The organism is Sorangium sp. So ce119 (genome assembly GCF_051524405.1).
Lineage (GTDB): Bacteria > Myxococcota_A > Polyangia > Polyangiales > Polyangiaceae > Sorangium > Sorangium cellulosum_G.
Window position 1 is genome coordinate 8207404 of sequence record NZ_CP150310.1, and the last position, 23151, is coordinate 8230554.

The following is a 23151-nucleotide window of genomic DNA, read 5'->3' on the forward strand; positions in this document are numbered from 1 at the left end:
GGTCGACCTACGGTGCGGCCGCGGAGAGCGGCTGTAGAAGAGGTGACGCTTGATCGACCTGGTACGGACACTGGAAAAGGCCATCACGGTATCCGCCAACAAGGTGTGGCCGGTCTTGCAGCAGCTCAGCCGGCTCGGTGGCGAGCCCGAGCCGTTTCACCCCAAATGGAGCGACAAACCGATCCCGAGGGGCGGCCAGCGCTCGAAGCCCCCGCTCGGCTGGCCCCGCGAGACGGACAGCCTGTGCCCGCGCTGCGTCAAGGAGGCGCGCGCCGAGATCCTGAGCGGCAGGGCGGACTGGACCCGGCTCATCACCGACAAGCCCGGGGAGATCCGCGCCCGCATCGTCGCGCGCGACGGGCGGGTGGTCATGGAGAAGACCTGCCCCAAGCACGGCTCCTTCTCGGACACGATCTCGATCGACCCGGAGTTCCTCGCCCGGATCGAGCGGCTCTTCGCCGGCCGCGACGTCGAGATGACGCCGGACAAGATCCACAACCACGGCTCGAGCACCATCCGGTACGGGCGCGGCGCGGTGCTCACGGTCGACCTGACGAACCGCTGCAACATGATGTGCGACCCGTGCTTCATGGATGCCAATCAGGTCGGCTACGTGCACGAGCTCACCTGGGACGAGATCACGCGCATCCTCGACGACGCGGCGGACGTGCGTCCGCGCCGGCAGATGTCGATCCAGTTCTCCGGCGGCGAGCCGACGCTGAGCCCGCATTTCCTCGACGCCATCCGGTACGCGCGCGAGAAGGGATACTTCGCGGTGCAGTGCGCGACGAACGGGCTGCGCTTCGCCGAGGAGCCGGGCTTCGCCAGGAAGGCGAAGGAGGCGGGCCTCCGGATGGCGTACCTGCAGTTCGACGGCGTCACGAACACCGCGAACAGCCACCGCAAGATCGGCAACCTCTACGACGTGAAGCTGCGGGCGATCGAGGAGCTCTCGGCCGCCGGCATCGACGTCATCCTGGTCGTGACGATCGTCAACGGCGTGAACAACGATCAGGTCGGGCCGATCATCGACTTCGCGGTCCAGAACGCCGACAAGATCACGGTCGTCAGCTTCCAGCCGGTCAGCTTCACCGGCCGCGACGAGGACATCTCCGACGAGCTGCGCGAGCAGCAGCGCTACACGCTGAGCCACCTCGCGCACGACGTCGCCCGGCAGACAGGCGTGACCGATCCGCTCCGCGACTGGTTCCCCCTCTCGTCGCTCGGCCCCTTCGGCGACGTGACCGATCTCCTCGACGGCCCCGACAAGGACTGGGGCCAGATCAACTGCGGCTGCCACCCGAACTGCGGCATCGGGACGGCGCTGTTCGTCCACAAGAAGACGAAGCAGATGGTCCCGCTGCTCGACTTCGTCGATGTCGAGGGGCTGCTCTCCGACCTGCGCGCGATCTTCGACGCCGGGCGCGGCCGCGCCCTCACGAAGGCCCAGGTCGTCGCCGCGCTGCTGCGCCATTACCGCCCCGAGAAGGCGCCGCCCAACTTCCACCTCGGCACCCTGGTGAAGCAGTTCATGAGCCAGACCGGCGCCGCGCACGCCGGCGAGGGCGACGCCCGCGAGTACGAGTGGCGGGTCCTCTTCGTCGCGGGCATGTGGTTTCAGGACCTGTTCAATTACGACTTCCGTCGCACCGAGATGTGCATCATTCCGTACGGAACGCAGCTCGGTGAGATCAGCTTCTGCGCGTACAACACCGGCGCTGGGTGGCGAAACATCCTCGAGAAGATGAAGGCCAACGCCACGGTGGCCGAGTGGTACAAGAAGCACGGCAGGCACCCGGTGTATGCGAAGAATAAGGATCTTCCGCTACCGGCCTACGACAATCCCCTTACGATCGTCGAGCACGACCTTGCGTTGCGCGAGCGCGAGCAGGGCGCCCCGCGCGCGCGGCCGCCGACCAGGCGGTTGCCGATCGTGAGCTGATCCCGCAGCCGCCACGCACGCCTGCGCCACCGGCGCCGATCGCCGACGCGCCGATCGCCGACATGGGGCCCACGCCGACGCCGGATGTCGGCCAATCGACCATCGGTCGTAGGGCGCCTCACATCGACCCGAAAACACCCGCCGTTCATCATGCTGTGCTGGACGGGCGCGCCCGCGGGAACAGCGCGGGACTCATGGAGAACGCACGAGGCATGGTGTAGCCTCCGCATGTGACCTTGCACGCTGGCCGCTATGAGAGCTTGCGCGCCATCGCGTCGGGCGGCATGGCCACCGTGTATCTCGGGCGGGCCGTCGGCGCCGGCGGGTTCGAGCGCCTCGTCGCCCTGAAGATGATGCACCCGCACATCGCGGCGGAGCCCGAGTTCGTCGCGATGTTCCTCGACGAGGCGCGCCTCGCGGCGCGGGTGCGCCACCCCAACGTCGTCGCGACGTTCGATCTCGTCGAGGACCCGCTGTTCCTCGTCATGGAGTACATCGAGGGCCCGTCGCTGCACCTCCTGCTCCGCACGTGCGCGCGGGCGAAGCGGCCCCTCCCGCTCGGGATCGCGCTCCGCATCTTCCTCGACGTGCTCGCGGGCCTGCACGCGGCGCACGAGCTCACCGGGTCGGAGGGCGAGCCGCTCCACCTCGTGCACCGCGACGTATCGCCGCAGAACGTGCTCGTCGGCATCGACGGCGTCTCGCGCATCACCGACTTCGGCGTGGCGCGCGCCGAGACGAGGCTCATGTCGACGCGGGGCAACGCGCTCAAGGGCAAGCTCGCGTACATGGCACCCGAGCAGATCCGGGCGCAGCAGATCGACCGCCGCAGCGACGTCTACTCGGCCGGCGTGGTGCTCTGGGAGATGCTCACGGAGGAGCGGCTGTTCAAGGCCGACAACGACGGCGCGCTGATCGCGCAGATCCTCCAGGGCCCGCCCACGGGCCCGCGCGGGGTCGTGCCGTCGGTCCCGGCCGCGATCGACCTGATCTGCCTGCGCGCGCTGAACACGGACCCAAACGGCCGGTTCCCGACCGCCGCCGCGTTCGCGGAGGCGCTGGAGGAGGCGGCCGCGCAGACGCCGGGCCTCGCGGTGTCGTCCCCCCGCGCGGTGGAGGCGCTCATCAAGGAGGTCGGCCTGCGGGGGTCGCCGGAGGGCCTCGGCGGGCCGACCAGCGCGCGGAGCGGCCCGGCGTCGGGCTCCGGGCCGAGGTCGGCGCGGTCGCCGCTGAGCCAGCGCTCTCCCCGGAGCGAGCCGCTGCCCCTGAGCCAGCGCGCTCCCCGGAGCGAGCCGCTGCCCCTGAGCCAGCGCGCCCCCCGGAGCGAGCAGGGCCTCGGGGCGGCGCCGGACATCTCGGGCGCGGACGCCAGCGCGTCGGCGCTGGGCGCCGTCGTCTCCGAGGCGGTGGCCCGCCGTCAGCACATCGTGCGTCGCAGCGTGATCGCGACCCTCTGCGCGGTCGCGCTCGCGGTCGGGGTGGTGGTCTTCTTCGTCGCCGGCGAGCGCGCGCCCGCCGCGCTGCAAGCGGAGAGCGTCGCGGCTCCGTCGATCCTGTCGGCGCTCCCCGCGGCCGACGCGGACAGCGCGACCGGCGAGGCGGCCGCGCCGGCGCAGCCCGGCGGGCCTGCCCAGGGCCCGGCGCTGGTCAACGCCAGCGCGGCCCAGGCCCCCGCCCTCGTCAACGCGGCCCAGGGTGCGGCGCTGGTCAACGCCAACGCGGCCCAGGCCCCCGCCCTCGGCGGCGCTGCCCCGGACCCCGGCTCCGCCCCGCGGCTCCCCGGCAAGGCCGTCCAGGGCCCGGCGCCCACCGCGCACCGCGCGGCGAGCGCGGCCCCGCGGCCGGCCCAGCGAGCGACCCCGCCCACCGCCAAGCCCAAGGCTGGCCGGCCCGACATGCGCACCGCGAGCGGGTCGATGGCCCCGACGACGAAGCCGGCCGCCCGCGCAGCCGCGCGCGGCGCGACGACGAAGGCCCCGGAGCCGAAGCGGACCGCCCCGCGCACGACCTCCCGGACGCCCTACAAGCCCAGCGGGTTGTGACACGCGGGTCGTGACGCGCGCGACGCGCGACGTCATCGCGCCGGCGGGGAGACACCGCCGGGGCGCCTGATCCCGTTGCTCATCGCGCCGGCTCGGCGGCGCCCGGCGACCCGCTCGCCCCGCACGTCAGCCACGGACAGACATCGCGTCGTCGGGCCCGCGCACCGACCACGCGCCGCGCAATCCTCGCTGCCGGCCGGCCATGATCCTTTTCGGCGCCACGTCCAACACTCCGGCGATGGAAGCCCGTCCAACGCTCCGGCGACCTCCCTCTGCGCCTGTTGCGAATCTGTTCCGATCGCGCGACGCCGGGCCGCGTCGTCGCCCATGGGACGCGTCGCCTCGCCACCTACATCCTCGCAAAGGACATCAGAAGGTCAGTCGTCATCTCACGAGCGTGACATGGGAGGCAGGCTATTCTTGTCATGGGGCGGAATGAGATCGCCCAAGTGAAAGACGCGCCGCGCGTCAGACGTTACCCCGGGGGAATCAGCTCATGCGCTCGCTGTTCGAGCAGGTGGTCGACTGCTGTGGCCTGGCGCCGGCCTTCGCCAGGAGGATCATCCAGGAGGCCTGCGAGCGGAGCGGTGTGTCGCCGCCCGACGCGATGACGCCTGCCGACCTCATCCGCTCGCTCCCCCACATCCGCCAGGCCCTCGCCGTCTTCCTCGAGCCCCGGGAGGTCGCGCTGAAGACGGCCGCGATGCGCGCCCTGGTCAAGGGATCCTGGCCCTCGATGCCCGCGGTCGCTCCCCCCGACGCGAGCCAGGAGATCCGGACACCTCAGGAGGAACCGAAAGCCAAGTCGAGCTCGTAGAGCTCGTAATGCGATCGCTGCATCCCGAGCGCGGCATAGGTCGACTGTGCGCGCGCGTTGCCGGTCTCCACGTAGAGCCGGATGCCGCATACGTCCCCCGCGTCCGCCGCCATCTCGTGGACTCGCCGGTACAGCGCCCGGAAGACGCCGCCGCGCCGCGCCGCGGGCGACACGTAAACGGACTGGATCCACCAGAAAGTAGCGTTTCTCCAGTCACTCCATTCGTAGGTCACCATCAATTGCCCGACCACCTCGGAGGCGCGCTCGGCGATCAGATAGAACCCTTTCGCCTCGTCCGCGATCAGCGCGGCGGCGCCCCGGAGGGTGATGGACGTGTCCAGCACCTTGCCTTCCGTCTCGAGCGCCATCGCCCTGTTGTTCGCCGCGAGGATCGCCGCATCCAGGGGCGTGGCCCGGCGGATCATGAGATCGGTCACGGGGCGACCTCCCGATGGGCGTTGCAGGGACGTCCTTCCGGCGCGCGGTCGGACGGCGCCTGACGGGGAAGCTCTGGGGCGCGAGGTCGGGTCGACATGGGCGACCCATACCGCGAGCGGCGGGGCTGCTCAATGGCTGCGCCGCGCTCCTCGGCGGAGAACACGGCGCGCAGAGCCCGCCGCGGATGCCGCCGCGGCGCGTTATGTTTCACGATGTGATCCTCGACGAGAACGCGGGAGCTCCTCCGTGAAGCGCCGTGGAGAGCGGTGAAGCGTCGAAGCGCGCCGCGAGGCGCGCGCATCCGTTGCGCGTTCGTTCGAGCCCTGCGCCGGCGCAGCGCAGGCCGTCCGCCTCCTCGGCGGCGGCCCTGCGGAGGTTGTGCTCCCCGCCCGATCGCGCGTACCCTCCGGGCGCCGACGCCTCCGGAGGGTGACCTTTGACACTGCTCGTCAACGACTCGATTGCCCAGCGCGTCCAGCGGCTGGAGATCCCTTTCAACAGCTTCGGGGTCGATCCTTACGGCATCTCCCGGAAGCACCTTGGTCTCTTCTTCTCGTTGCTGGACTTCTTCTATCACCATTACTTCTCGGTGGACGTGGTGGGCACCGAGAACGTGCCTGCGCGCGGGCGCGCGATGCTCGTCGGCAACCACTCCGGAGGCGTCGCCATCGACGGGGCGATGGTCGTGGCGTCGATGTTCTTCGAGATGGATCCGCCGCGGCTGGCCGAGGGGATGGCGGAGAAATTCATCAATCGCCTCCCGTTCACCTCGCTCTGGTCGAGCCGCACAGGGCATTTCACCGGCCTCCCCGAGCACGCGAGCCGCCTGCTCGAGGACGAGCGGCTGCTCATGGTGTTCCCCGAGGGGGCGCGCGGCACCGCCAAGCTCTACAGCGAGCGCAACTCGCTCGTGCATTTCGGGTCCGGGTTCGTCCGGCTCGCGATGAAGACGAGGACGCCCATCCTCCCGTTCGGCTTCGTCGGCGGGGGCGAGGCGGTGCCCACCATCGCCAACTCGTACACGATCGGCCGGCTGTTCGGGGTGCCGTATGTCCCGATCACGCCGTACCTCGTCCCGGCCCCGCTCCCGGTCCAGCTCGAGATCACGTATGGCGAGCCGATGACCTTCCCCGGAACCGGGGCGGAGGAAGACGAGGTGATCATGGGCCACGTGGATCAGGTGAAGGCGAAGATCGCCGAGCTCATCGAGGTCGGGCGGCAGCGGCGCCGCGGGAAGCTCGCGCTCGACCAGCGCGGCGCCACGGCGCAGGCGCGTGGTCCATCGCCGGATTCAACGCCGGATTCATCGCGCGGTTCGTCGCCGGGTTCATCGAAGGAGCGCGCATGAGGGTCCTCATCCCCGGAATCACCGGCCAGCTCGGCCGCATGGTCGCGACGCGCCTCCTCGAGGAGGGGCACGAGGTGATCGGGATCGACCGGCGGCCGTGGCCGACCGCCCCCGCCGGCGTCGAGATGCACAACGTCGATCTCCAGAAGCGCGCCGCCGAGGACGTGTTCCGCAAGAGCCGGCCCCAGGCCGTCATCCACATGGCGACCGTGACGCACCTCGTGGAGCAGACGGAGGAGCGGTATCGCATCAACCTCGGCGGCACGCGCGTCGTCTTCGACAACAGCCGCGCCTGCGGGGTCGAGCACGTGATCTTCGTCGGACGACACACCTATTACGGCGCTGGCCCCGAGTCGCCGCTCTACCACACCGAGGAGGATCCGCCGATGGCGGTGTCCACCTTCCCCGAGCTCGCCGACCTCGTCGCGGCCGATCTCTACGCCTGCACGGCGCTCTGGCGCGCCCCCGAGCTCTGCACGACCGTGCTCCGCATGTGCTACACGCTCGGCCCGACGGGCCACGGCACGCTGGCGAGCTTCCTGCGCGGCCCGCATGTCCCGTACGTCCTCGGGTTCGACCCGCTGTTCCAGTTCATGCACGAGCAGGACGTCGTGACCGCCATCTGCCTCGCCCTCGAGAAGCGCATCCGCGGCGTCTACAACGTCTCGGGCCCGCAGCCCGTGCCCCTGTCGCTCATCATCCGGGCGGCCGGGCGCGTGCCGGTGCCCCTCCCCGAGTTCGTGCTCCGCAACGCGCTCGGCCGCTTCGGCCTGCCGAAGCTCCCGCGCGCGGCGCTGACCCACATCAAGTACCCCGTCGTCGTGGACAGCGCCGCCTTCCGCGCCGCCACCGGCTTCCAGCACGCCGTCGACGAGGCCCAGGCGATCCGCGAGTACCGCGACGCGCACCCGGTCCAGACGAGCCGACCCTGAACCGCCCGGCGCTCGCCGGACATCGCATCACGCCAGAGGAGGTCCCGATGCTCTCCGACAAGGTCAAGCAGTTCGCGCCGGCCAGGCTCACCGCGGACGTCAGCAAGCTGCCCGAGCCGGAGCGGGCGGCGCTCGGCAAGCTCATCGAGGCCTCGCGGCTGCTCGATCCCATCTTCGACCGGCAGGCCTACGCCGCGAACCCCGAGCTCCGCGAGCGGCTCCTCGCGGACGGCACCCCGGAAGGGCGCGACCGGCTCGCCTATTTCGACATCATGCGCGGCCCGTGGGACAGGCAGGATCACCACCGCCCCTTCGCCATCGACATTCCCCGCCCGCCCGGCGCCGGCTTCTACCCGGAAGATCTCTCGGCCGACGAGCTCCACGCGTGGACAGCGCAGCACCGCGGCGACAAGGCGGCCTTCGAGAGCCTGTTCACGCTCATCCGCCGCGACGCGGGCAAGCTCGTCGCCGTGCCGTACAGCCAGGCCTACGCGGCGTGGCTCGGCCCCGCCGGCGCGCTCCTCGAGGAGGCGGCGGCGCTCACGGCGAACGAGAGCCTGCGGCGGTTCCTGAAGTCCAGGGCCGAGGCGTTCCGCTCGGACGATTATTTTGCATCGGACAAGGACTGGATGGACCTCGACAGCCAGGTCGAGGTGACCATCGGCCCGTACGAGACCTACGAGGACGAGCTCCTCGGGCTCAAGGCCTCGTTCGAGTCGTTCGTCACGGTGAGCGATCCGGAGGCCTCCCGGAAGCTCTCCCGGTACAAGGAGCTGCTCCCGGAGATGGAGCGCAACCTGCCCATCCCCGACGACGTGAAGACGGAGCGCGGCGGCGAGAGCCCCATCCAGGTCGTGGACCTGGTCTTCAGCGCCGGCGACGCCCGCAAATCGGTCCAGACGATCGCGTTCAACCTGCCGAACGACGAGCGCGTCCGCGCCGAGAAGGGGGCCAAGAAGGTCCTGCTCCGCAACGTGATCGAGACCAAGTTCGAGCGGATCATGCGCCCCATCGCCGAGCGCATCCTCGACCCGGCGCAGCTCGAGCACCTGTCCGCCGACGCGTTCTTCAACGAGACGCTCTTCCACGAGCTCTCGCACAGCCTGGGGCCGGCGTTCACGACCGCCGGCGGGGAGCGGGTCGAGGTGCGCATCGCGCTCGGCTCGACCTACTCCGCCCTCGAGGAGGCCAAGGCCGACGTGATGGGCGCCTACAACGTCCTGTTCATGATCCGGAGGGGCCACTTCCCCGCCGATTTCAGGGACAAGCTCCTCGTGTCCTATTTCGCGGGGCTCTTCCGGAGCACCCGCTTCGGCGTGGCCGAGGCGCACGGCAAGGGCGCCGCGCTCCAGATCAACCGCTTCCTGGAGGAGCGCGCCGCCCGCTTCGACCCGGCGACCGGCCGCTTCACGGTCGACACCGCGGAGCTCGAGGCCGCCATCACGCGCCTCGTCCGCGACCTCTGCATGGTCCAGCACCGCGGCGACAAGCAGGCCGCCGGCGAGCTCCTCGCGAGGTACGGCGCGGTCTCGGCGCCGATGCACCAGGCGCTCGGGGGCCTCGAGGGGATCCCGATCGACATCCGGCCCATCTACCCGCTCGCCGGCGAGTGAGCCGCCCGCGGGCGGCGCTCACGGCCCGATCTGGACGAGGAACGCGTCGCCGGCGCCGCGGCTCGTGACCGCGCCGCCGGTCCCGAGGTCGAGGGTGCCGTCGAAGTGGCCGGTCACCCAGCTGTTGCCGAGGAGATCGGCCGCGACGGAGGTGGCTGCCTGCTCGCCCGAGTCGCCGAACCGACGCGACCAGAGCGGGCTGCCGTCGGGGTCGATCTTGGCCACGAACGCGTCGGCGGCGCCCCGGGCCGAGTGCACCTCGTCGCCGATCTCGAGGCTCCCACGGAACGAGCCGGTCAACAGGATGTTGCCGGCCAGGTCGACGGCGATCGCGGCGCCCTCCTGGTCCGCGTCGTCGCCGTAGTCCTCGCTCCACAGCGGGACGCCGTTCTCGTCGAGCCGGATGAGGAGGACGTCCTTGTCGCCCGCCGTCGTGCGCGGCGACTCGCCGAGGGTGACCGACGAGCGGAACGAGCCGGTCACGAGGACGTTGCCCGCGCCGTCCACGGCCACGCCGAGCGCCTCGGCGGCGTTGGTCGCGTTGGCGGACTTGCTCCAGACGTGGTCGCCCGACGGGTCGAGCTTCGCGACGAACAGGTCGCTCTTGGCCACGGTGATGAGGTCCTTCTCGCCCCCGAAGCCGATCCTCCCGCTGAACCAGCCGACGAGGACGATGTTGCCCGCGCCGTCGACGGCGACGCCGGTGCCGGCCTGGTCCTCCTCGTCGCCGAACTGCCTGGCCCAGTGGACGTTGCCCGCGGCGTCGAGCTTGACGAGGAACACGTCGCGCTTGCCCTGGCTCTTCAGGGTGAAGCGCTCGCCCTTCCTGGGCTCGCCGAAGTCGAGCGTGCCCCAGAACTCGCCGGTGACGAACGCGTTCCCCGCGCTGTCCACGGCGACGGCCGTCGCCTGCTGGGTGTCGGCGTCGCCGAAGCGCTGGCTGAACTGGTGCGCGCCCGCGGCGTCGAACCGCGCGACGACCACGTCGGCGCGGTGGCCGCGGCCCTTGCGCACGCCGCCGCCGAAGTCGACGTCGCCCGACGCGCTGCCCGCGAGCACCACGTCGCCCTCCGGCGAGAGCGCGACGCCCCGGGCGACGCTGTCCGCGAACCGGCGGCTGAACCGGAAGCGACCGCCGCGCGAGAGCCCGTCGCGCGAGAGCGCGTCGCGGGGGAACGAGGCGACGAACGCGTCCGCCTCGGCGAGCGTGCCCAGTTCGTCCGACGGGCCCGCGCCGAGGTCGGTGCTGCCGGACGCGGACCCGACCACCACGACGGCCTCCTTGCTGACGGCGATCGCCCGGCCGCGCTGATCGCCGGTGCCGCCCAGCGCGACGCTCTGCACGGGATCGCCCGTGCACGCCCGCCCGTCGCAGTTCTCGTCCGCGGGCGTGGTGCAGCTCTCGAACGCCGGCAGGACCTGGCCGACGCACGGGCCGACCGCCGTCCCGTCGTCGTTGCAGGCGGCGACGCCGGCCGCGCAGAGGCCGACGCCCTCGGTGCCCTGCGGCCCTGTGTAGCAGGCCGCCTCGGCGCGAGGGGCGCAGCTCTCCACGACCTCGCCGCCCCCGCCCGCGCCCGGCTCCACGCCGACGACGTCGCCGCCGCCGCCGCCGCTCCCCCCCTGGCCCGGCGGGTCCGGCGCGACCTCGGGGAACGGCGCGATGAAGGCGCACGCGCCCACGCCCGTGAAGGCCACGGCGAGCGTCGCGACGACGCCCATGCCGAGGCGACGCGCGTCGCTCACAGCGCCCCCTGCACGGCGACGCCCGCGCCGTCCGCGCCGACCCACGGCGAGAGCGCCGTCGGGCCGGGGGCGCGCGGCGCTGTCGCGGGCCGCGCTTGCGGCCCGGCGCCGTCCGGAGGCGTCGCGGGCGACGAGGAGGAGGGCCAGAAGAGGTACGCTGCGAAGCCGCCCGCGAGGAGGGCGGCCCCGGTGAGCGCCGTGCTCGTGGTGGCGAGCGCCTGCCCGCGGTCGCGCAGGGCCTGCCGCTCGTCCAGCGAGCCCGGGGTGGGGTTCTCGTTCAGCCGCACGAAGCTGTGCCGCACGTCGTACGCCATGACGCCCGTGACCAGGGCGCCGGCGGCGAGCGCGACCGCCGTCCCCGCGACGGCCACCGGGGGGATGCGCGGGCCCGGCGCGGGCGCCGGGGGAGGCGCCGGGCGAACGGGCGCGAGCGGCCGCAGGGCAACGAGCGGCCGCCTGGGGCCGAGATCGGCCCGCAGCTCGACGATCGCGCCCGTCTCGGCCTGCACCGCGGCCTCGAACGGCGCTGCGTAGTTCTCGGCCCGCACGACGACCCGCCGCTCCCCGGGGGTCACGAGGATCGCCGCGCCGACGAGCGCCGGGTGGATCGGCTCGCCGTCGATCTCGACGCGCACGCCGGTCGCGTCCTCGGGCAGGCGCAGGACGATCTGCGACGTCCTCGCGCGGAGCTTCTCGATGCGCGATCGCGACTCCCTGGCGAGCGCGGTCTCGCGCCGCGCGGTCGCGCCGGCCTGGGCGAGCTCAAACGCGTTGAGCGCCTCGACCACGTGGCCGAGCGCCTCGTGACAGGCGCCGAGGTGGTACCAGAGCGACGGCGACACGACGACCTTGCGGATGCGCTCGTAAGTCTCCAGCGCCTCCGCCCACCGGCCTTGATCCTCGGCGGCGAGGCCGAGCGCGAAGAGGCGCCGCGCTGTCGCGAGCTCCGCGGCGCTCGGCTGCCGCGGCGCGGCAGGAGCCACCGTATCGCCCGCGGCGGCCGCCGGCGGCGCGGCGGGAGCCGCCGTATCGCCCGCGACGGCGGCCGGCGGCGGGGCAGAAACCGCCGTATCGCCCGCGACGGCGGCCGGCGGCGCGCGCCCCTCGATCGGCGGGGAAGGATCGGCGAACGCAGCCGGACCTACGCCGACCACGGCGAAGAATACCACTCCGCCGATGGTGATCCGATGCTCCACCTGCGCCTCCTTCCTCAACGAAGCGATAGAGGCAATCTAACCGTACTCATGCTCCTCGATTCTCGACAACTGGAAAATTGTTTGAGATTGGTGCCCGATCCTGGAACGCTCTTGCATCACCGCTGAGAGCTTCAGCATGGTCGGATTCACGACGACACAGGAGTCGCAGGTACGAGCTGTGATAGCGCCCGTCGATCTTGTGCCAGGTCAGCACCTCGGCCGCTATGAGCTGCTGATCGCCATCGCGCAGGGCGGAATGGGCACGGTGTGGGCAGCCCGGGAGCGCGGCGGAGCCGCGGGCAACACGATCGTGGCAGTGAAGACGATGCTGCCGGCGCTCTCCAGCGATCCGCGCTGCAAGCGCATGTTCCTCACCGAGTCTCGGATCGCGGCCCGGATCAAGCACCCGAATGTGTGCGCGATCCTGGATCAGGGTGAGCAGAACGGGGTGCTCTACTTCGTGATGGAGTGGATCGACGGCGACGCGCTCGTGGAGCTGCTCGGCGGCAGCACCCGCAAGCAGGGCCGGCCGCTCCCCCTGCCGGTCGCGGTGCGGATCGCGATCGAGTCGGCGCGGGGGCTGCACGCCGCGCACGAGCTCCGGGACGACGACGGGACGCTGGTCGGGCTCGTGCACCGCGACGTCTCGCCCCACAACATCCTGATCACGCGGGACGGCTCGGTGAAGATCGCCGATTTCGGCGTGGCCAAGGCCATGGCGCAGGCGGACAACCCGACGACCAACACCGGGCACATGAAGGGGAAGATCCTCTTCATGGCGCCCGAGCAGGTCTACAGCGAGCAGCTCGACCGGCGGTCGGACATCTTCGCGCTCGGGATCGTGCTCTATCAGCTCACGACGGGCACGCACCCGTTCGCGGCCAGCCACGACCTCGCGACGATGGCGCGCATCGCGCGGCCCGAGCCGGTCGATCCGCCGAGCTCGGTCGTCCCCGACTACCCGCCCGCGCTCGAGGCCGCCGTGATGCGCGCGCTCGCCAAGGATCCGGCCGAGCGGTTCGCGACGATGGCCGAGCTCGCCGACGCGCTGGAGTCGGTGGAGGCCACGCTCGGCGGCCGACGCGAGGAGGTCACGGGGTACATCCGCGACGCGCTCGCCTCGCGCGCCGCGCGGCGGACGGCGGTGATCAAGGACGCGCTGCGCGCCGCGGACGGCAGGTCGCGGGGGCGGCCGCTCTCCCGCCTCGACCCGCAGCGCCGCGCCCGGACGATCGCCACCGCGGCGGCGCTCGTGGCCTCGGGCGCGCTGCTCGGGGCGGCGACGCTCCTGTGGGTCGGCCTCGGCGACGGCCCCGCCGCCCCGGGGGCGGTCGAGCCCGCGGCGCCGGCGCTGCCGGCCGAGCCGCGGCCGCAGGTCGCCACCGCCGAGCCGCGCGCGACGGAGCCGCCGCGCGCCGACGCGCCGGCGCCGTCGTCCGCGCCCGCGACGCCGCCGTCCTCCGCGCCCGCCGCGAGCGCGACCGCGGCCCCGCCGCCGGTGAGATCTCCGGCCGACACCGGGCGCGCCAAGTTCCGCGATCCGGGCTTCTAGCGCGGCGTTGGTCGGCACGTCGGCGCGCGGCGCGCGCGGCGGCCCGGCCCCGCGCCCGAGGAATAATCGGGCGACGCCGGTTGTCCTCGGGCGGCCGGGCTTGCTATGAGCTCCCACCCGTTATGCACGACGTACGCGCCCTGAACGAGCTGGTCGCCAAAGAGAGCGCCTTCATCGACACCCTGCTCAACGAGGTTGGCAAGGTCATCGTCGGTCAGACGTACATGATCGAGCGCATCCTCATCGGGCTGCTGACCGGAGGGCACGTGCTCCTCGAGGGCGTCCCCGGGCTGGCCAAGACGCTCACGGTGCGGACGCTCTGCGACGCCATCGAGGCGAAGTTCTCCCGGATCCAGTTCACGCCGGATCTCCTGCCCGCCGATCTCATCGGCACCGTCATCTACAACCACCAGAAGGGCGATTTCACCTCCAAGCTGGGCCCGATCTTCGCGAACCTCGTGCTCGCGGACGAGATCAACCGCGCCCCGGCGAAGGTGCAGAGCGCGCTGCTCGAGGCGATGCAGGAGCGGCAGGTCACGATCGGCGACACCACCTACCCGCTGCCGAGCCCGTTCGTGGTCATGGCGACCCAGAACCCGATCGAGCAGGAGGGGACCTACCGGCTGCCCGAGGCGCAGGTCGACCGCTTCATGCTGATGGTCAAGGTCGGCTACCCCGCGCGGGCCGAGGAGCGGCAGATCATCGACCGCACGACCGCGGTGATCGAGGGCAAGGCCGCCAAGGTGACGACGCCCGAGGAGCTCGTCTCCGCGCGCAAGGTCGTGCGCGACGTGTACATGGATGACCGCGTGAAGGACTACATCGTCGATGTGGTCTTCGCGACCCGCGAGCCCGGGCAGAAGGGGATGCGGGAGCTGAGCAGCCTCATCGAGTACGGGGCGAGCCCGCGCGCCTCGATCGCGCTGGCGCTCGCGGCGCGCGCGCACGCCTTCCTCCGCCACCGCGGCTACGTGACGCCGGAGGACGTGAAGGCGATCGGCCCCGACGTGCTCCGGCACCGGGTCGTCCTGACCTACGAGGCCGAGGCCGAGGAGGTGACGTCCGAGCAGATCGTCCGGCGCGTGTTCGAGGTGGTCGAGGTGCCGTGATCAAGGCCTCCGGCTCGAAGAACCCGCTGCCGCCCGAGCTCCTGAAGCAGCTCCGGCGCATCGAGATCCGGACGCGACGGCTCGCCAACGAGCAGCTCTCCGGGACGTACTCGTCCGTCTTCAAGGGGCAGGGCCTCTCGTTCCGCGAGGTCCGCGCCTACATGCCCGGGGACGACGTGCGCTGGATCGACTGGAACGTCTCGGCCCGCATGAGCGAGGCGTTCGTGAAGGTGTTCGTCGAGGAGCGCGAGATGACCGTCATGCTGGTCGTCGACGCCTCGCAGAGCGAGCAGTTCGGCACGCGGCGCGCGTCGAAGGCGCGCGTCGCCGCCGAGCTCGCGGCGCTCTGCTCGTTCAGCGCCATCAAGAACAACGATCGCGTGGGCCTCGTGCTCGCGACCGAGGCCGTCGAGAAGCTCGTGCCGCCGAAGAAGGGCGACAAGCACGTGATGCGCGTCATCCGGGAGATCCTCGGCCACGAGCCGAAGTACACGGGGACGAACCTGAAGCTCGCGCTCGAGACCCTGGTCAAGGTGGCGAAGCGGAGGAGCGTGGCGTTCGTGATCAGCGATTTCTTCGCCTCCGGCTTCGAGCGCTCGCTCTCGCTCGCGGCCGCCAAGCACGACGTGATCCCGGTGATGCTCGTCGATCCGCGCGACGAGGAGCTGCCCGACGTGGGGCTCGCGACGTTCGAGGACCTGGAGACCGGCGAGGAGGTCGTGGTCGACACGGGCGACCGGGCGGTGCGCGACCACTACCGCACCGCGATGCGCAAGCTCCGGAGCGACCGGGACAAGCTCTTCAAGAAGCTCGCGCTCGACGCCGTGGTGGTGAAGACGGGCGAGAGCTTCGTGACCCCGCTGCGCGACCTGTTCGCCAAGCGGGCGCGGAGGCTCCGGCGATGACGCCGCGCCGCTCCCGGGCCTCTGCCGCGCGCCCGCCTGCGCGCTCGCGCGCGGCGATCGCCCGACCGCTCGCCTGGGCCGCGCTCGCGGCGACGCTCGCGTGCGCCCTGCCGGCGCGCGCGCAGCCGGCCGCGGGCGGCGCCGGCGGGCCCGCCGCGCGGGACGACGACGCCCCGCCGCCCCCGCCTCCGCCGCCCGCGCCGGCGCCGGCCGCGACGGAGCGGGGCGCGGGCAGCGTGTGGGCCTCGTGCGCGGAGCACGTGCCGGCCGGCGCGACGCGGCCGCAGATCCAGGAGACGTTCCCGAGGAACGGGTTCAGCGGGTACGCGGCCCACCTCGAGGTCACGGTCGCGCACGGCAAGGGCGAGACGGTGCTGCCGGAGGGCTTCAAGGTCCAGGGCGACAGCGACGCCGCGCGCGCGCTGGAGAAGGCGGGGTTCATCCTGCCCGAGGCCGACGCGGGCGCCGGGCCGACCAGCACGACGACCGCGACCGACACCGGCGCGACGACCAGGCTGATCATCCCGTTCGTCCCGCTGCCGAAGGAGCCGGGGAGGACCGTGCTGCAGCTCCCGCCGGTGCCGATCGCCGTGTCCCGCGCGAGCGGCGAGCTCGTCACGATCTGCACCCGGCCGCACGAGATCGTGGTCGAGGACCCGATCGCCAACGAGCGCGATCCCAAGGTGAGGCCGAACCCGCCGCCGCGGCCGCAGCGCGAGGAGTGGGTGCTCGCGAAGCAGCTCACGTTCGGCATCCTCATCGGCGCGGCGCTCGGCGTGCTCGTGGCCTGGCTGGTCCGCCGCTGGCTGCGCCGGCCCCGCGTGGTCGCCGCCCCGCCGCCGAAGCTGCCGTGGCTCGCCGCGCTCGAGGAGCTCGAGGTGCTCCGGCGCTCCGACCTGCTCAGCCAGGGGCGGACCGACGAGTACTTCGACCGCGTGAGCGACTGCGTGCGCAAGTACCTCGGCGCGCGGTACGGCTTCGACGGCCTCGAGACGACCAGCGATGAGATGCGCGCGCTCCTCGCGCGGGTGCGCCCGCCCGTGCCGGTGCTGCCGCAGATCGCGCGGTTCCTCGCCGACTGCGACCTCGTGAAGTTCGCGCGCCTCCAGCCGACCGAGACCGATTGCCTCGAGGCGATCGAGCGCGGCGAGGTCATCGTGCACCGCACGACGCCGCCCGCCGTGCGCCCCGGCGAGGCCGCCGGGCCCGGCGGCCCGCCGTCCGGCAAGCAGCCGCCCGCCCGCTCGTCGCGGGCGCCCGAGGAGGCGCCTTGAGCCGGGTGAAGCGCGCGGCGCTCGCGGTCGCGGCGACGCTCGTCGTCGCGGCGATCGCCTGCGTCTACCCCTACCTCGCGCGCCGCGACGCCTGGCTCGGCGCGAGCTGGCAGACCCCGTGGTTCCTCGTCGCGCTCCTCGCGGTGCCGGTCGTCTGGTACTGGGGCATCTTCGCGGAGGACGCGCGCAAGCCCCGGCTCCGGCTCGGCACGGTCGCGCCGCTCGCGCGCGGGCCGCGCGGCCTGCGCAGCCACCTGCGCGACCTGCCCGGCGTGCTGCGCACGGTCGCGCTCGCGCTGCTCATCCTGGCGATGGGGCGGCCGGTCAGCGTGCTCCGCGAGCAGCGCTCGGACGACAAGGGCATCGACATCGTCGTGGCGCTCGACCTGTCGGGCTCGATGCGCGCGATCCTCGACGCGAGGCCGGCCGACCTCCCCGGCCAGCCGAAGCTGCCGCGCGGCAAGCGGCTGACCCGGCTCGACACGGCGAAGCTCGTCCTCCAGGACTTCATCAGCCGGCGGAAGACCGATCGCCTCGGCGTCGTCGTCTTCGGCAAGGCCGCCTACGTGCTGTCGCCGCCGACGCTCGACTACCACCTGCTGACGCAGATGGTCTCGCAGATGACGCTCAACGTGATCGACGGCAGCGCGACGGCGATCGGCGACGCGCTGGGCACCGCGGTCGCCCGGCTGCGCAGGAGCGACGCGCAGTCGAAGGTCGTGATCCTCCTGACCGACGGCGACTCGAACGCCGGCGCCATCTCCCCCGAGTACGCGACGCACCTCGCGACCTCGCTCGGCGTGAAGGTCTACACGATCCAGATCGGCACCGACGACGAGGTCGAGGTCGAGGACGGCATCGATCTCTTCGGGCAGCCGCGCTACGTGCGCCACCGCTTCCCGGTGAACCCCGCGCTGCTCCAGGAGATCGCGCAGAAGACCGGCGGCGCGTCGTACGTGGCGACCGACGCGAAGGCGCTCGCGGACAGCATGCACGACGTGCTCGACCGGCTGGAGAAGACCCGCTTCGAGGCGTCGATCTCGGCGTACGAAGATCTCTTCCCGTTCCTGCTCCTGCCCGGCGTGTTCCTGATCGGGCTCGACGCGCTCCTGCGCGCCTGGCTGCTCCGGAGGTTCCCGTGAATTTTGCGGCCCCCTGGTTCCTGCTCGGGACGGCGTTCGCCGCGCTGATCGGGCTCCTGCTCATCCTCGGCGGCTTCGGCGTCGCGCGCGCCATCAAGCGCTTCGGCGACGAGGACCGCGTGAAGGCGCTCACCACCGCCGACCCGGCGAAGCGCCGCGCCTGGAAGGGCGTGCTCCTCGTGCTCGCGACGGCGCTCGCGTTCGTGGCCGCGGCGCGGCCGCAGTACGGCAAGGGCACGCGGCTCGTGCCGGCGACCAACGTCGACGTGGTGGTCGTGCTCGACTACTCGAAGAGCATGTACGCGCGCGACGTCGAGCCCTCGCGCATCTTCCGCGCGAAGGTCGAGGTCGCCCGGCTCATCAAGGATCTCGAGGGCGCGCGCTTCGGCGCGGTCGCGTTCGCCGGCGAGCCGATGGGCTTCCCGCTCACCGCGGACGGCGCCGCGATCGCGCAGTTCTTCCGCCAGCTCGACCCGAACGACATGCCGATCGGCGGCACCGCGATCGCGCGCGCGCTCGACCAGGCGAACGAGCTCCTGCGCCGCGATCCGAAGTCCGCCGAGCACAAGCGGATCATCCTGCTCGTCACCGACGGCGAGGATCTGGAGGGCTACCCGCTGAGCGTCGCCCAGGCGATCGGCGCCCAGGGCACGACGATCCACGTCGTGCAGATCGGCGGGCGCACGCCGGAGCCGATCCCGGAGATCGGCCCGGACGGCCGCATCGTCGGGTGGCGGCAGGACCGCCAGGGCAAGCCGCTCACCACCGAGCTGTCGCTGTCGGGCGAGCAGCAGCTCGCGTCGATCGCGCAGGCGACGCCGGGCGGGCAGATCATCCGCGCGGAGAAGGGCACCACGGGCATCGAGACGATCGCCGCGGAGCTCAGGCGGCAGATGAAGAGCGAGTTCTCGGAGCGGGTCGAGACGGTCTACGCGGACGTGTATTTCTACCCGCTCGGCCTCGCGATCCTGCTCCTCATCGCCGAGGTGTTCCTCAAGGACGCCCCGCGCCGGCGCTTCGTGGCGACGCACCCCAAGGCCGCGCCGAGGCGCGCGGCGCTGCTGAAGGGCCGCCCGGGCGGCGCGGATCTCGCGGACGAGGCAGGGCCGGCCGAGGCGGGCAGCGCGGGAGGGCAGCATGCCGCGTCGTGATCGCAAGCGGGCGGATCTCGCCGGGTTCTTCGCGCGCCACGGGCGCGTCCTCGCGATCGGGCTCGGCGCGGCGTGCCTCACCGGGGCCGCATTCTCGGCGGCGTCCGGGTGCAGCGGGTGGGATCCGACGTCGCCGTTCGAGCGGAACGCGCCCGCGGTCGACCAGGCGATCCGCGATCTCGACGCGGGCAACCTCGAGTCGGCCGCGCAGGCGCTCGAGAGCTACCTCGGGACGGGCGCGTGCAGCGACGCCGGCATCGGGCTGCCCGACTCCGTGCGCCAGAAGCCGAACGGCTCGTTCGACCTCGGGCTGACGCTGTTCCACCTGGCCGAGCGCTACGGCCACCGGTTCGGCGACGAGGACCTCGCGGACGGCGGGCCGGAGCAGGAGCAGAACGACGCGCTGCGCGGGATCGAGATCGACTGCGCGCTGACCCTCGTGAAGGCGATCGGCGCCGATCCGAGCGTGCCGGCCGACCTGCGCGCGCGCGCCCGCTACCTCGCGGGCAACCTCGAGTTCTTGCGGCGCAAGTACGAGGACGCCGTGAAGTACTACGATCAGGCGCTGGCGATCATCCCCGGCCTGCTCGAGGAGGCGGGCGGCGACGGCATCGGCCGGGACGCGGCCTGGAACCGTGCGATCGCGCTGCGGCGCATCGAGGAGCAGAAGGACGCCGGGCCGCCGGACGCAGAGCCCGACGCGGAGCCGGACGCAGAGCCGGACGCGGAGCCCGATGCAGAGCCGGACGCGGAGCCCGACGCGGGCGAGCCCGACGCGGGCGACGACGGCGGCGACCAGGACGCGGACGACGACGGCGGCGCCGAGGACGCGGGAGACGACGGCGGCGACCAGGATCAGAGCCCCGATGCGGGGCCGCAGGATCAGCCGCCCGACGCGGGGCCGCCCGACCAGCCCGAGCCGCCGCCCGAGCAGCCCCAGGAGCAGCCGCAGCCCGGAAGGCAGGACGATCGCGTCCTCGATCAGCTCGAGGAGGCGCCGACGTACCAGGAGCAGGAAGCGAAGAGCAGGGCCGGCATGCGGCGCGGCCGCGGGATGGAGGACAAGTGACGCGCCCGGCGCTCTCCCCTGCCCCGCTCGCGCTCGCGGCCCTCGCCGCCCCGCGCCCCGCGCCGCTCGCGACGGCGCTGCTCCTCGCGCTGCTCGCGCTGCTCGCCCCGCTCGCGGCGCGCGCCCAGCAGCCGGAGCTCTCGTCGCGCGCGAGCTCCACCGAGGTCGAGGTCGGCGAGCCGTTCACGGTCGAGGTGAAGGCGCTCGTCGAGCGCGGCGCCGGCATGCCGTCCGACCCCGAGCTGCGCGTCCCGCCCGATCTCGACATCGTCTCGGGCCCGAGCATCGGGACGCAGATGAAGACGCAGATGAGCGGCGGCATGGTGACGACGCAGCTCGGGATCAGCGCGACGTGGCAGATCGTCGCGAACAAGCCCGGCCGCTATACGATCCCCGGGCCGACCATCTCGTGGAACGGCAAGCGCATGACCGCGGGGCCGATCCTGATCAAGGTCGTGCCGGCGAGCGGGCGGCCGCGCCGGCCGAACAACCCGTTCCTCTTGCCCGGCGGCCCGCTGCACGGCTTCCCGTGGCCGTTCAGCGGCCCGGGCGGCTTGCTCGACGACGAGGTCGAGGAAGAGCCCGAGGATCAGGCCCCGGAGCTCGCGATGCCGAGCGAGCCCGATCCGGTGGTGTTCCTGCGCGCCATCCCCGACAAGACGGCCGCGGTGGTCGGCGAGCAGGTCACGGTCTCGTTCTACCTGTACTTCCGCGAGAACGCGGAGATGAGCGAGCCCCGCGCCGCGCCCGCCGCGGACTTCCTCCGCCACGCGCTCCTCGAGGACGCGCGCCACGAGCGGCCCGTGTACACGCGGGTCGGCGGGCACCGCTACGCCGCGCGCCTCGTCGACAAGCTGGCGCTGTTCCCGCTGAAGGCGGGCGAGCTGCACACGGGCAGCATGCAGGCGCGCATCACGGGGCGCCGCATCGGCGCGCGCGTGCTGCGCGAGTCGAACGACGTGGTCGTCCAGGTCACGGAGCCGCCGGTCGCCGGCCGCCCGTCCGGCTACAACCTCGGCGACGTCGGTCAGTTCACGCTGAAGGCGACCGTGCAGCCGCGCCAGATCGATCAGGGCGGCTCGGTGGCCGTGACCGTGCAGGTCGCCGGCACCGGCAACTTCCCGCAGTCGCTCCGGGTGCCGGAGCGGACCGGCCTCGAGTGGCTCGACCCCGAGAAGCGCGAGTCGCTCGAGCCGCGCGGCGGCGCGATCGGCGGCTTCCGCTCGTTCGGCTACGTCGTCCGGATCCAGGAGAGCGGCGCGGTGAGCCTCGGGAAGATCGAGTTCCCGTACTGGGATCCGGCGCAGAAGCGCTACGTGGTCGAGACCGCGGACCTCGGCGTCGTGCAGGTGGCCGCGGTCGCTCCGACGGCGTCCTCCGGGCCGGCGTCCGGCGCGATGGACGCGAACCGCGACGCGGCCGGCCGCGCCGAGCCGTTCGCCGGGATGCCGGGGCTCCGCGCGTCGCTCGGCGCGTACGCCCCGCCCGCGACGCTGCCCCTCGACGGGGCGCCCTTCTGGCTGCTCCTGGCCGCGCCGCCGCTCCTCGTCACGCTGTTCGGCGCCGGCGATCGGCTCGTGCGCCGGGCGCGCGAGCGCCGCGAGGCGGGCGCGACCTCGCCCGCCCGGCTCGCGGCCCTGGCGGCGCAAGAGGCGGAGGAGGCCGCCGCGCAGGGGGATCTCAAGGCCACGGCCGCGGCGGTCGAGCGCGCCGTGCACCGGGCGATCGAGTCCGCGACGGGCCTCCGCTCCCGCGGCGTCCTGCTCGCGGCGCTCCCGGGCGAGCTGGGCCAGCGCGGCGTCCCCGAGGCGCTGGCGGCGCGCGCCTGCGAGACCCTGGCCGCGTGCGAGGCGATCCGGTTCGAGCCGGCCGAGCAGGCGGGCGGCGCGGCCGCGTCCGCGGCGCTCGTCGAGAAGAGCCGCGCCGTCATGACCGAGCTCGCCCGATGGAAGCCGACGTGAGCGGCCGCCGCAGGCGCCCCCTCGCCGCCGCGCTCCTGCTCCTCGCCGCGTGCCTCGCGCCGGCGCTGCCCTCGAGCGACGCGCGCGCCCAGCCGGCCGAGAGCGACGCGCGCGCCCAGCCGGCCGAGGCCCCGGAGGCGCTGTTCCAGCAGGGAACGGCGGCGCTCGGCCGCGGCGAGTACGGCGCGGCGATCGACACGTTCGAGCTACTCGCCGACCGCGGCTTCGTGCACCCGGACGCGAGCTACAACCGCGGCCTCGCCTATGTCCTGCGCGTCCGCGAGGGCGCGGATCGCCCCGGCGACCTGGGCCGGGCGGCGGCGGCGTTCGAGGAGGCGCTGCGGCTCCGTCCGGGCGACACGGACGCGGATCGCGCGCTCGACCTCGTGCGCGCGGAGATCACGCGCCGGCGCTCGCGCCGCGCCGCGGACGCTGTCGACGCGCGGCCCACGCTCGACCGGGTCATCGTCGGCCTCGCGTCGGAGCGCACGTGGGCGGCGGCCGCGCTCCTCGCGTCGCTGCTCCTCGCGGTCGGCGTGGTGCTGCGGCGCCGCCCGGCGGGCCCCCTGCACGTCGCGGGCAGCGTCCTCGCGCCGACGGCGCTCGTCGCGCTGCTCGCGCTGGTGCCGCTGACGGTTGCGGCGCGGCACCTGCGGCTGACGACGCGCGCCGGCGTCGTGGTCGTCCCCGAGGTCCGGCTCCTCGACGAGGGCGGGCGCGCGCTGCCCGTCGCGGAGCAGACCCCGATCCCCGAGGGCGCGTCGGTCGAGGTCGGCAGGAGATCGGGCGGGCTCGCGGAGGTCCGCTGGGGCGCGACCGAGGGGTGGGTTCCGGCGTCGAGCATCCGGTTGCTCGCTCCATGAACCGCGCCATCGTGTGCTAGGTTGTCCGCGTGTGGGTACGCCGCGCAGCCA

The 23151-nt window shown here is 72.9% G+C and carries 18 protein-coding genes; 15 read left to right on the forward strand and 3 right to left on the reverse strand.

Features of this window, described 5'->3' with window-relative positions; all coding sequences use genetic code 11:
• The first annotated feature begins 49 nt into the window (after positions 1–49).
• The 3 genes from WME76_RS30945 to WME76_RS30955 all read left to right on the forward strand — a co-directional run bounded on the left by WME76_RS30945 (position 50) and on the right by WME76_RS30955 (position 4801).
• The gene (locus tag WME76_RS30945; protein ID WP_437955849.1) at positions 50–1942 is read left to right on the forward strand and encodes a radical SAM protein; all 1893 of its coding nucleotides are present in this window, start codon (positions 50–52) and stop codon (positions 1940–1942) included.
• A gap of 230 nt (positions 1943–2172) precedes the next feature.
• Complete coding sequence (locus tag WME76_RS30950) at positions 2173–3984, forward strand: protein kinase domain-containing protein (protein WP_437955850.1); 1812 nt, start codon at positions 2173–2175, stop codon at positions 3982–3984.
• A 496-nt stretch (positions 3985–4480) separates the two neighbouring features.
• On the forward strand, positions 4481–4801 hold the full coding sequence (locus WME76_RS30955) for a hypothetical protein (protein ID WP_061620949.1): 321 nt from the start codon (positions 4481–4483) through the stop codon (positions 4799–4801).
• On the opposite strand, the gene WME76_RS30960 is transcribed toward WME76_RS30955, so the two are convergent.
• Complete coding sequence (locus WME76_RS30960; protein WP_437955851.1) at positions 4768–5226, reverse strand: GNAT family N-acetyltransferase; 459 nt, start codon at positions 5224–5226, stop codon at positions 4768–4770. The two genes, WME76_RS30955 and WME76_RS30960, sit on opposite strands and share 34 nt — an antisense overlap.
• Positions 5227–5675: 449 nt before the next feature.
• On the opposite strand from WME76_RS30960, the gene WME76_RS30965 reads away from it, so the two are divergent.
• Genes WME76_RS30965 through WME76_RS30975 form a run of 3 tightly spaced genes read left to right on the forward strand, consistent with a single transcriptional unit; the run spans position 5676 to position 9132 of the window.
• Entirely contained in the window at positions 5676–6587 is a 912-nt protein-coding gene (locus tag WME76_RS30965) for a lysophospholipid acyltransferase family protein (RefSeq protein ID WP_437955852.1), read from the forward strand.
• Positions 6584–7519 carry an SDR family oxidoreductase gene (locus WME76_RS30970; RefSeq protein WP_437955853.1) on the forward strand — a complete coding sequence of 312 codons (936 nt, stop codon included), beginning with the start codon at positions 6584–6586 and terminating at the stop codon, positions 7517–7519. The genes WME76_RS30965 and WME76_RS30970 overlap by 4 nt, the downstream gene beginning before the upstream one ends.
• Before the next feature lie 47 nt (positions 7520–7566).
• Positions 7567–9132 (forward strand): dipeptidyl-peptidase 3 family protein, encoded by a 1566-nt coding sequence (locus tag WME76_RS30975; RefSeq protein WP_437955854.1) that lies wholly within the window; start codon positions 7567–7569, stop codon positions 9130–9132.
• Between the two features lie 18 nt (positions 9133–9150).
• Here the strand turns inward: WME76_RS30975 and WME76_RS30980 are convergent, their stop codons facing one another.
• The gene (locus tag WME76_RS30980; RefSeq protein WP_437955855.1) at positions 9151–10878 is read right to left on the reverse strand and encodes a hypothetical protein; all 1728 of its coding nucleotides are present in this window, start codon (positions 10876–10878) and stop codon (positions 9151–9153) included.
• A complete protein-coding gene (locus tag WME76_RS30985; RefSeq protein ID WP_437955856.1) occupies positions 10875–12074 on the reverse strand; it encodes a hypothetical protein in 1200 nt (399 codons plus the stop codon). Before WME76_RS30985 ends, WME76_RS30980 begins: the two co-directional genes overlap by 4 nt.
• Positions 12075–12252: 178 nt before the next feature.
• On the opposite strand from WME76_RS30985, the gene WME76_RS30990 reads away from it, so the two are divergent.
• The 9 genes from WME76_RS30990 (at position 12253) to WME76_RS31030 (ending at position 23100) form a co-directional block, all read left to right on the forward strand.
• Complete coding sequence (locus WME76_RS30990) at positions 12253–13626, forward strand: serine/threonine-protein kinase (protein ID WP_437955857.1); 1374 nt, start codon at positions 12253–12255, stop codon at positions 13624–13626.
• A gap of 122 nt (positions 13627–13748) precedes the next feature.
• Positions 13749–14735 (forward strand): AAA family ATPase, encoded by a 987-nt coding sequence (locus WME76_RS30995; RefSeq protein WP_061615569.1) that lies wholly within the window; start codon positions 13749–13751, stop codon positions 14733–14735.
• Positions 14732–15640: a DUF58 domain-containing protein gene (locus tag WME76_RS31000; protein WP_437955858.1), complete on the forward strand. Its 909-nt coding sequence runs from the start codon at positions 14732–14734 to the stop codon at positions 15638–15640. The genes WME76_RS30995 and WME76_RS31000 overlap by 4 nt, the downstream gene beginning before the upstream one ends.
• Positions 15637–16914, forward strand: coding sequence for a hypothetical protein (locus WME76_RS31005; RefSeq protein WP_437955859.1), 1278 nt, complete (start codon positions 15637–15639; stop codon positions 16912–16914). The genes WME76_RS31000 and WME76_RS31005 overlap by 4 nt, the downstream gene beginning before the upstream one ends.
• A 5-nt stretch (positions 16915–16919) precedes the next feature.
• Complete coding sequence (locus WME76_RS31010) at positions 16920–18056, forward strand: vWA domain-containing protein (protein ID WP_437962171.1); 1137 nt, start codon at positions 16920–16922, stop codon at positions 18054–18056.
• Positions 18053–19207 (forward strand): vWA domain-containing protein, encoded by a 1155-nt coding sequence (locus WME76_RS31015; protein ID WP_437955860.1) that lies wholly within the window; start codon positions 18053–18055, stop codon positions 19205–19207. Before WME76_RS31010 ends, WME76_RS31015 begins: the two co-directional genes overlap by 4 nt.
• Positions 19194–20276, forward strand: a complete 1083-nt coding sequence (locus WME76_RS31020; protein ID WP_437955861.1) for a tetratricopeptide repeat protein — start codon at positions 19194–19196, stop codon at positions 20274–20276. The genes WME76_RS31015 and WME76_RS31020 overlap by 14 nt, the downstream gene beginning before the upstream one ends.
• Positions 20273–22237: a BatD family protein gene (locus tag WME76_RS31025; protein ID WP_437955862.1), complete on the forward strand. Its 1965-nt coding sequence runs from the start codon at positions 20273–20275 to the stop codon at positions 22235–22237. Before WME76_RS31020 ends, WME76_RS31025 begins: the two co-directional genes overlap by 4 nt.
• Positions 22222–23100 carry a tetratricopeptide repeat protein gene (locus WME76_RS31030; protein ID WP_437955863.1) on the forward strand — a complete coding sequence of 293 codons (879 nt, stop codon included), beginning with the start codon at positions 22222–22224 and terminating at the stop codon, positions 23098–23100. Before WME76_RS31025 ends, WME76_RS31030 begins: the two co-directional genes overlap by 16 nt.
• Positions 23101–23151 lie beyond the last annotated feature (51 nt).

Bases quoted from the DNA above. Each gene is read 5' to 3' on its own strand.
- WME76_RS30960 (WP_437955851.1), bottom strand. From the start codon at position 5,226: ATGATCCGCCGGGCCACGCCCCTGGATGCGGCGATCCTCGCGGCGAAC.
- WME76_RS30970 (WP_437955853.1), top strand. From the start codon at position 6,584: ATGAGGGTCCTCATCCCCGGAATCACCGGCCAGCTCGGCCGCATGGTC.
- WME76_RS30995 (WP_061615569.1), top strand. From the start codon at position 13,749: ATGCACGACGTACGCGCCCTGAACGAGCTGGTCGCCAAAGAGAGCGCC.
- WME76_RS30975 (WP_437955854.1), top strand. From the start codon at position 7,567: ATGCTCTCCGACAAGGTCAAGCAGTTCGCGCCGGCCAGGCTCACCGCG.
- WME76_RS31005 (WP_437955859.1), top strand. From the start codon at position 15,637: ATGACGCCGCGCCGCTCCCGGGCCTCTGCCGCGCGCCCGCCTGCGCGC.
- WME76_RS31030 (WP_437955863.1), top strand. From the start codon at position 22,222: ATGGAAGCCGACGTGAGCGGCCGCCGCAGGCGCCCCCTCGCCGCCGCG.
- WME76_RS31020 (WP_437955861.1), top strand. From the start codon at position 19,194: ATGCCGCGTCGTGATCGCAAGCGGGCGGATCTCGCCGGGTTCTTCGCG.
- WME76_RS30955 (WP_061620949.1), top strand. From the start codon at position 4,481: ATGCGCTCGCTGTTCGAGCAGGTGGTCGACTGCTGTGGCCTGGCGCCG.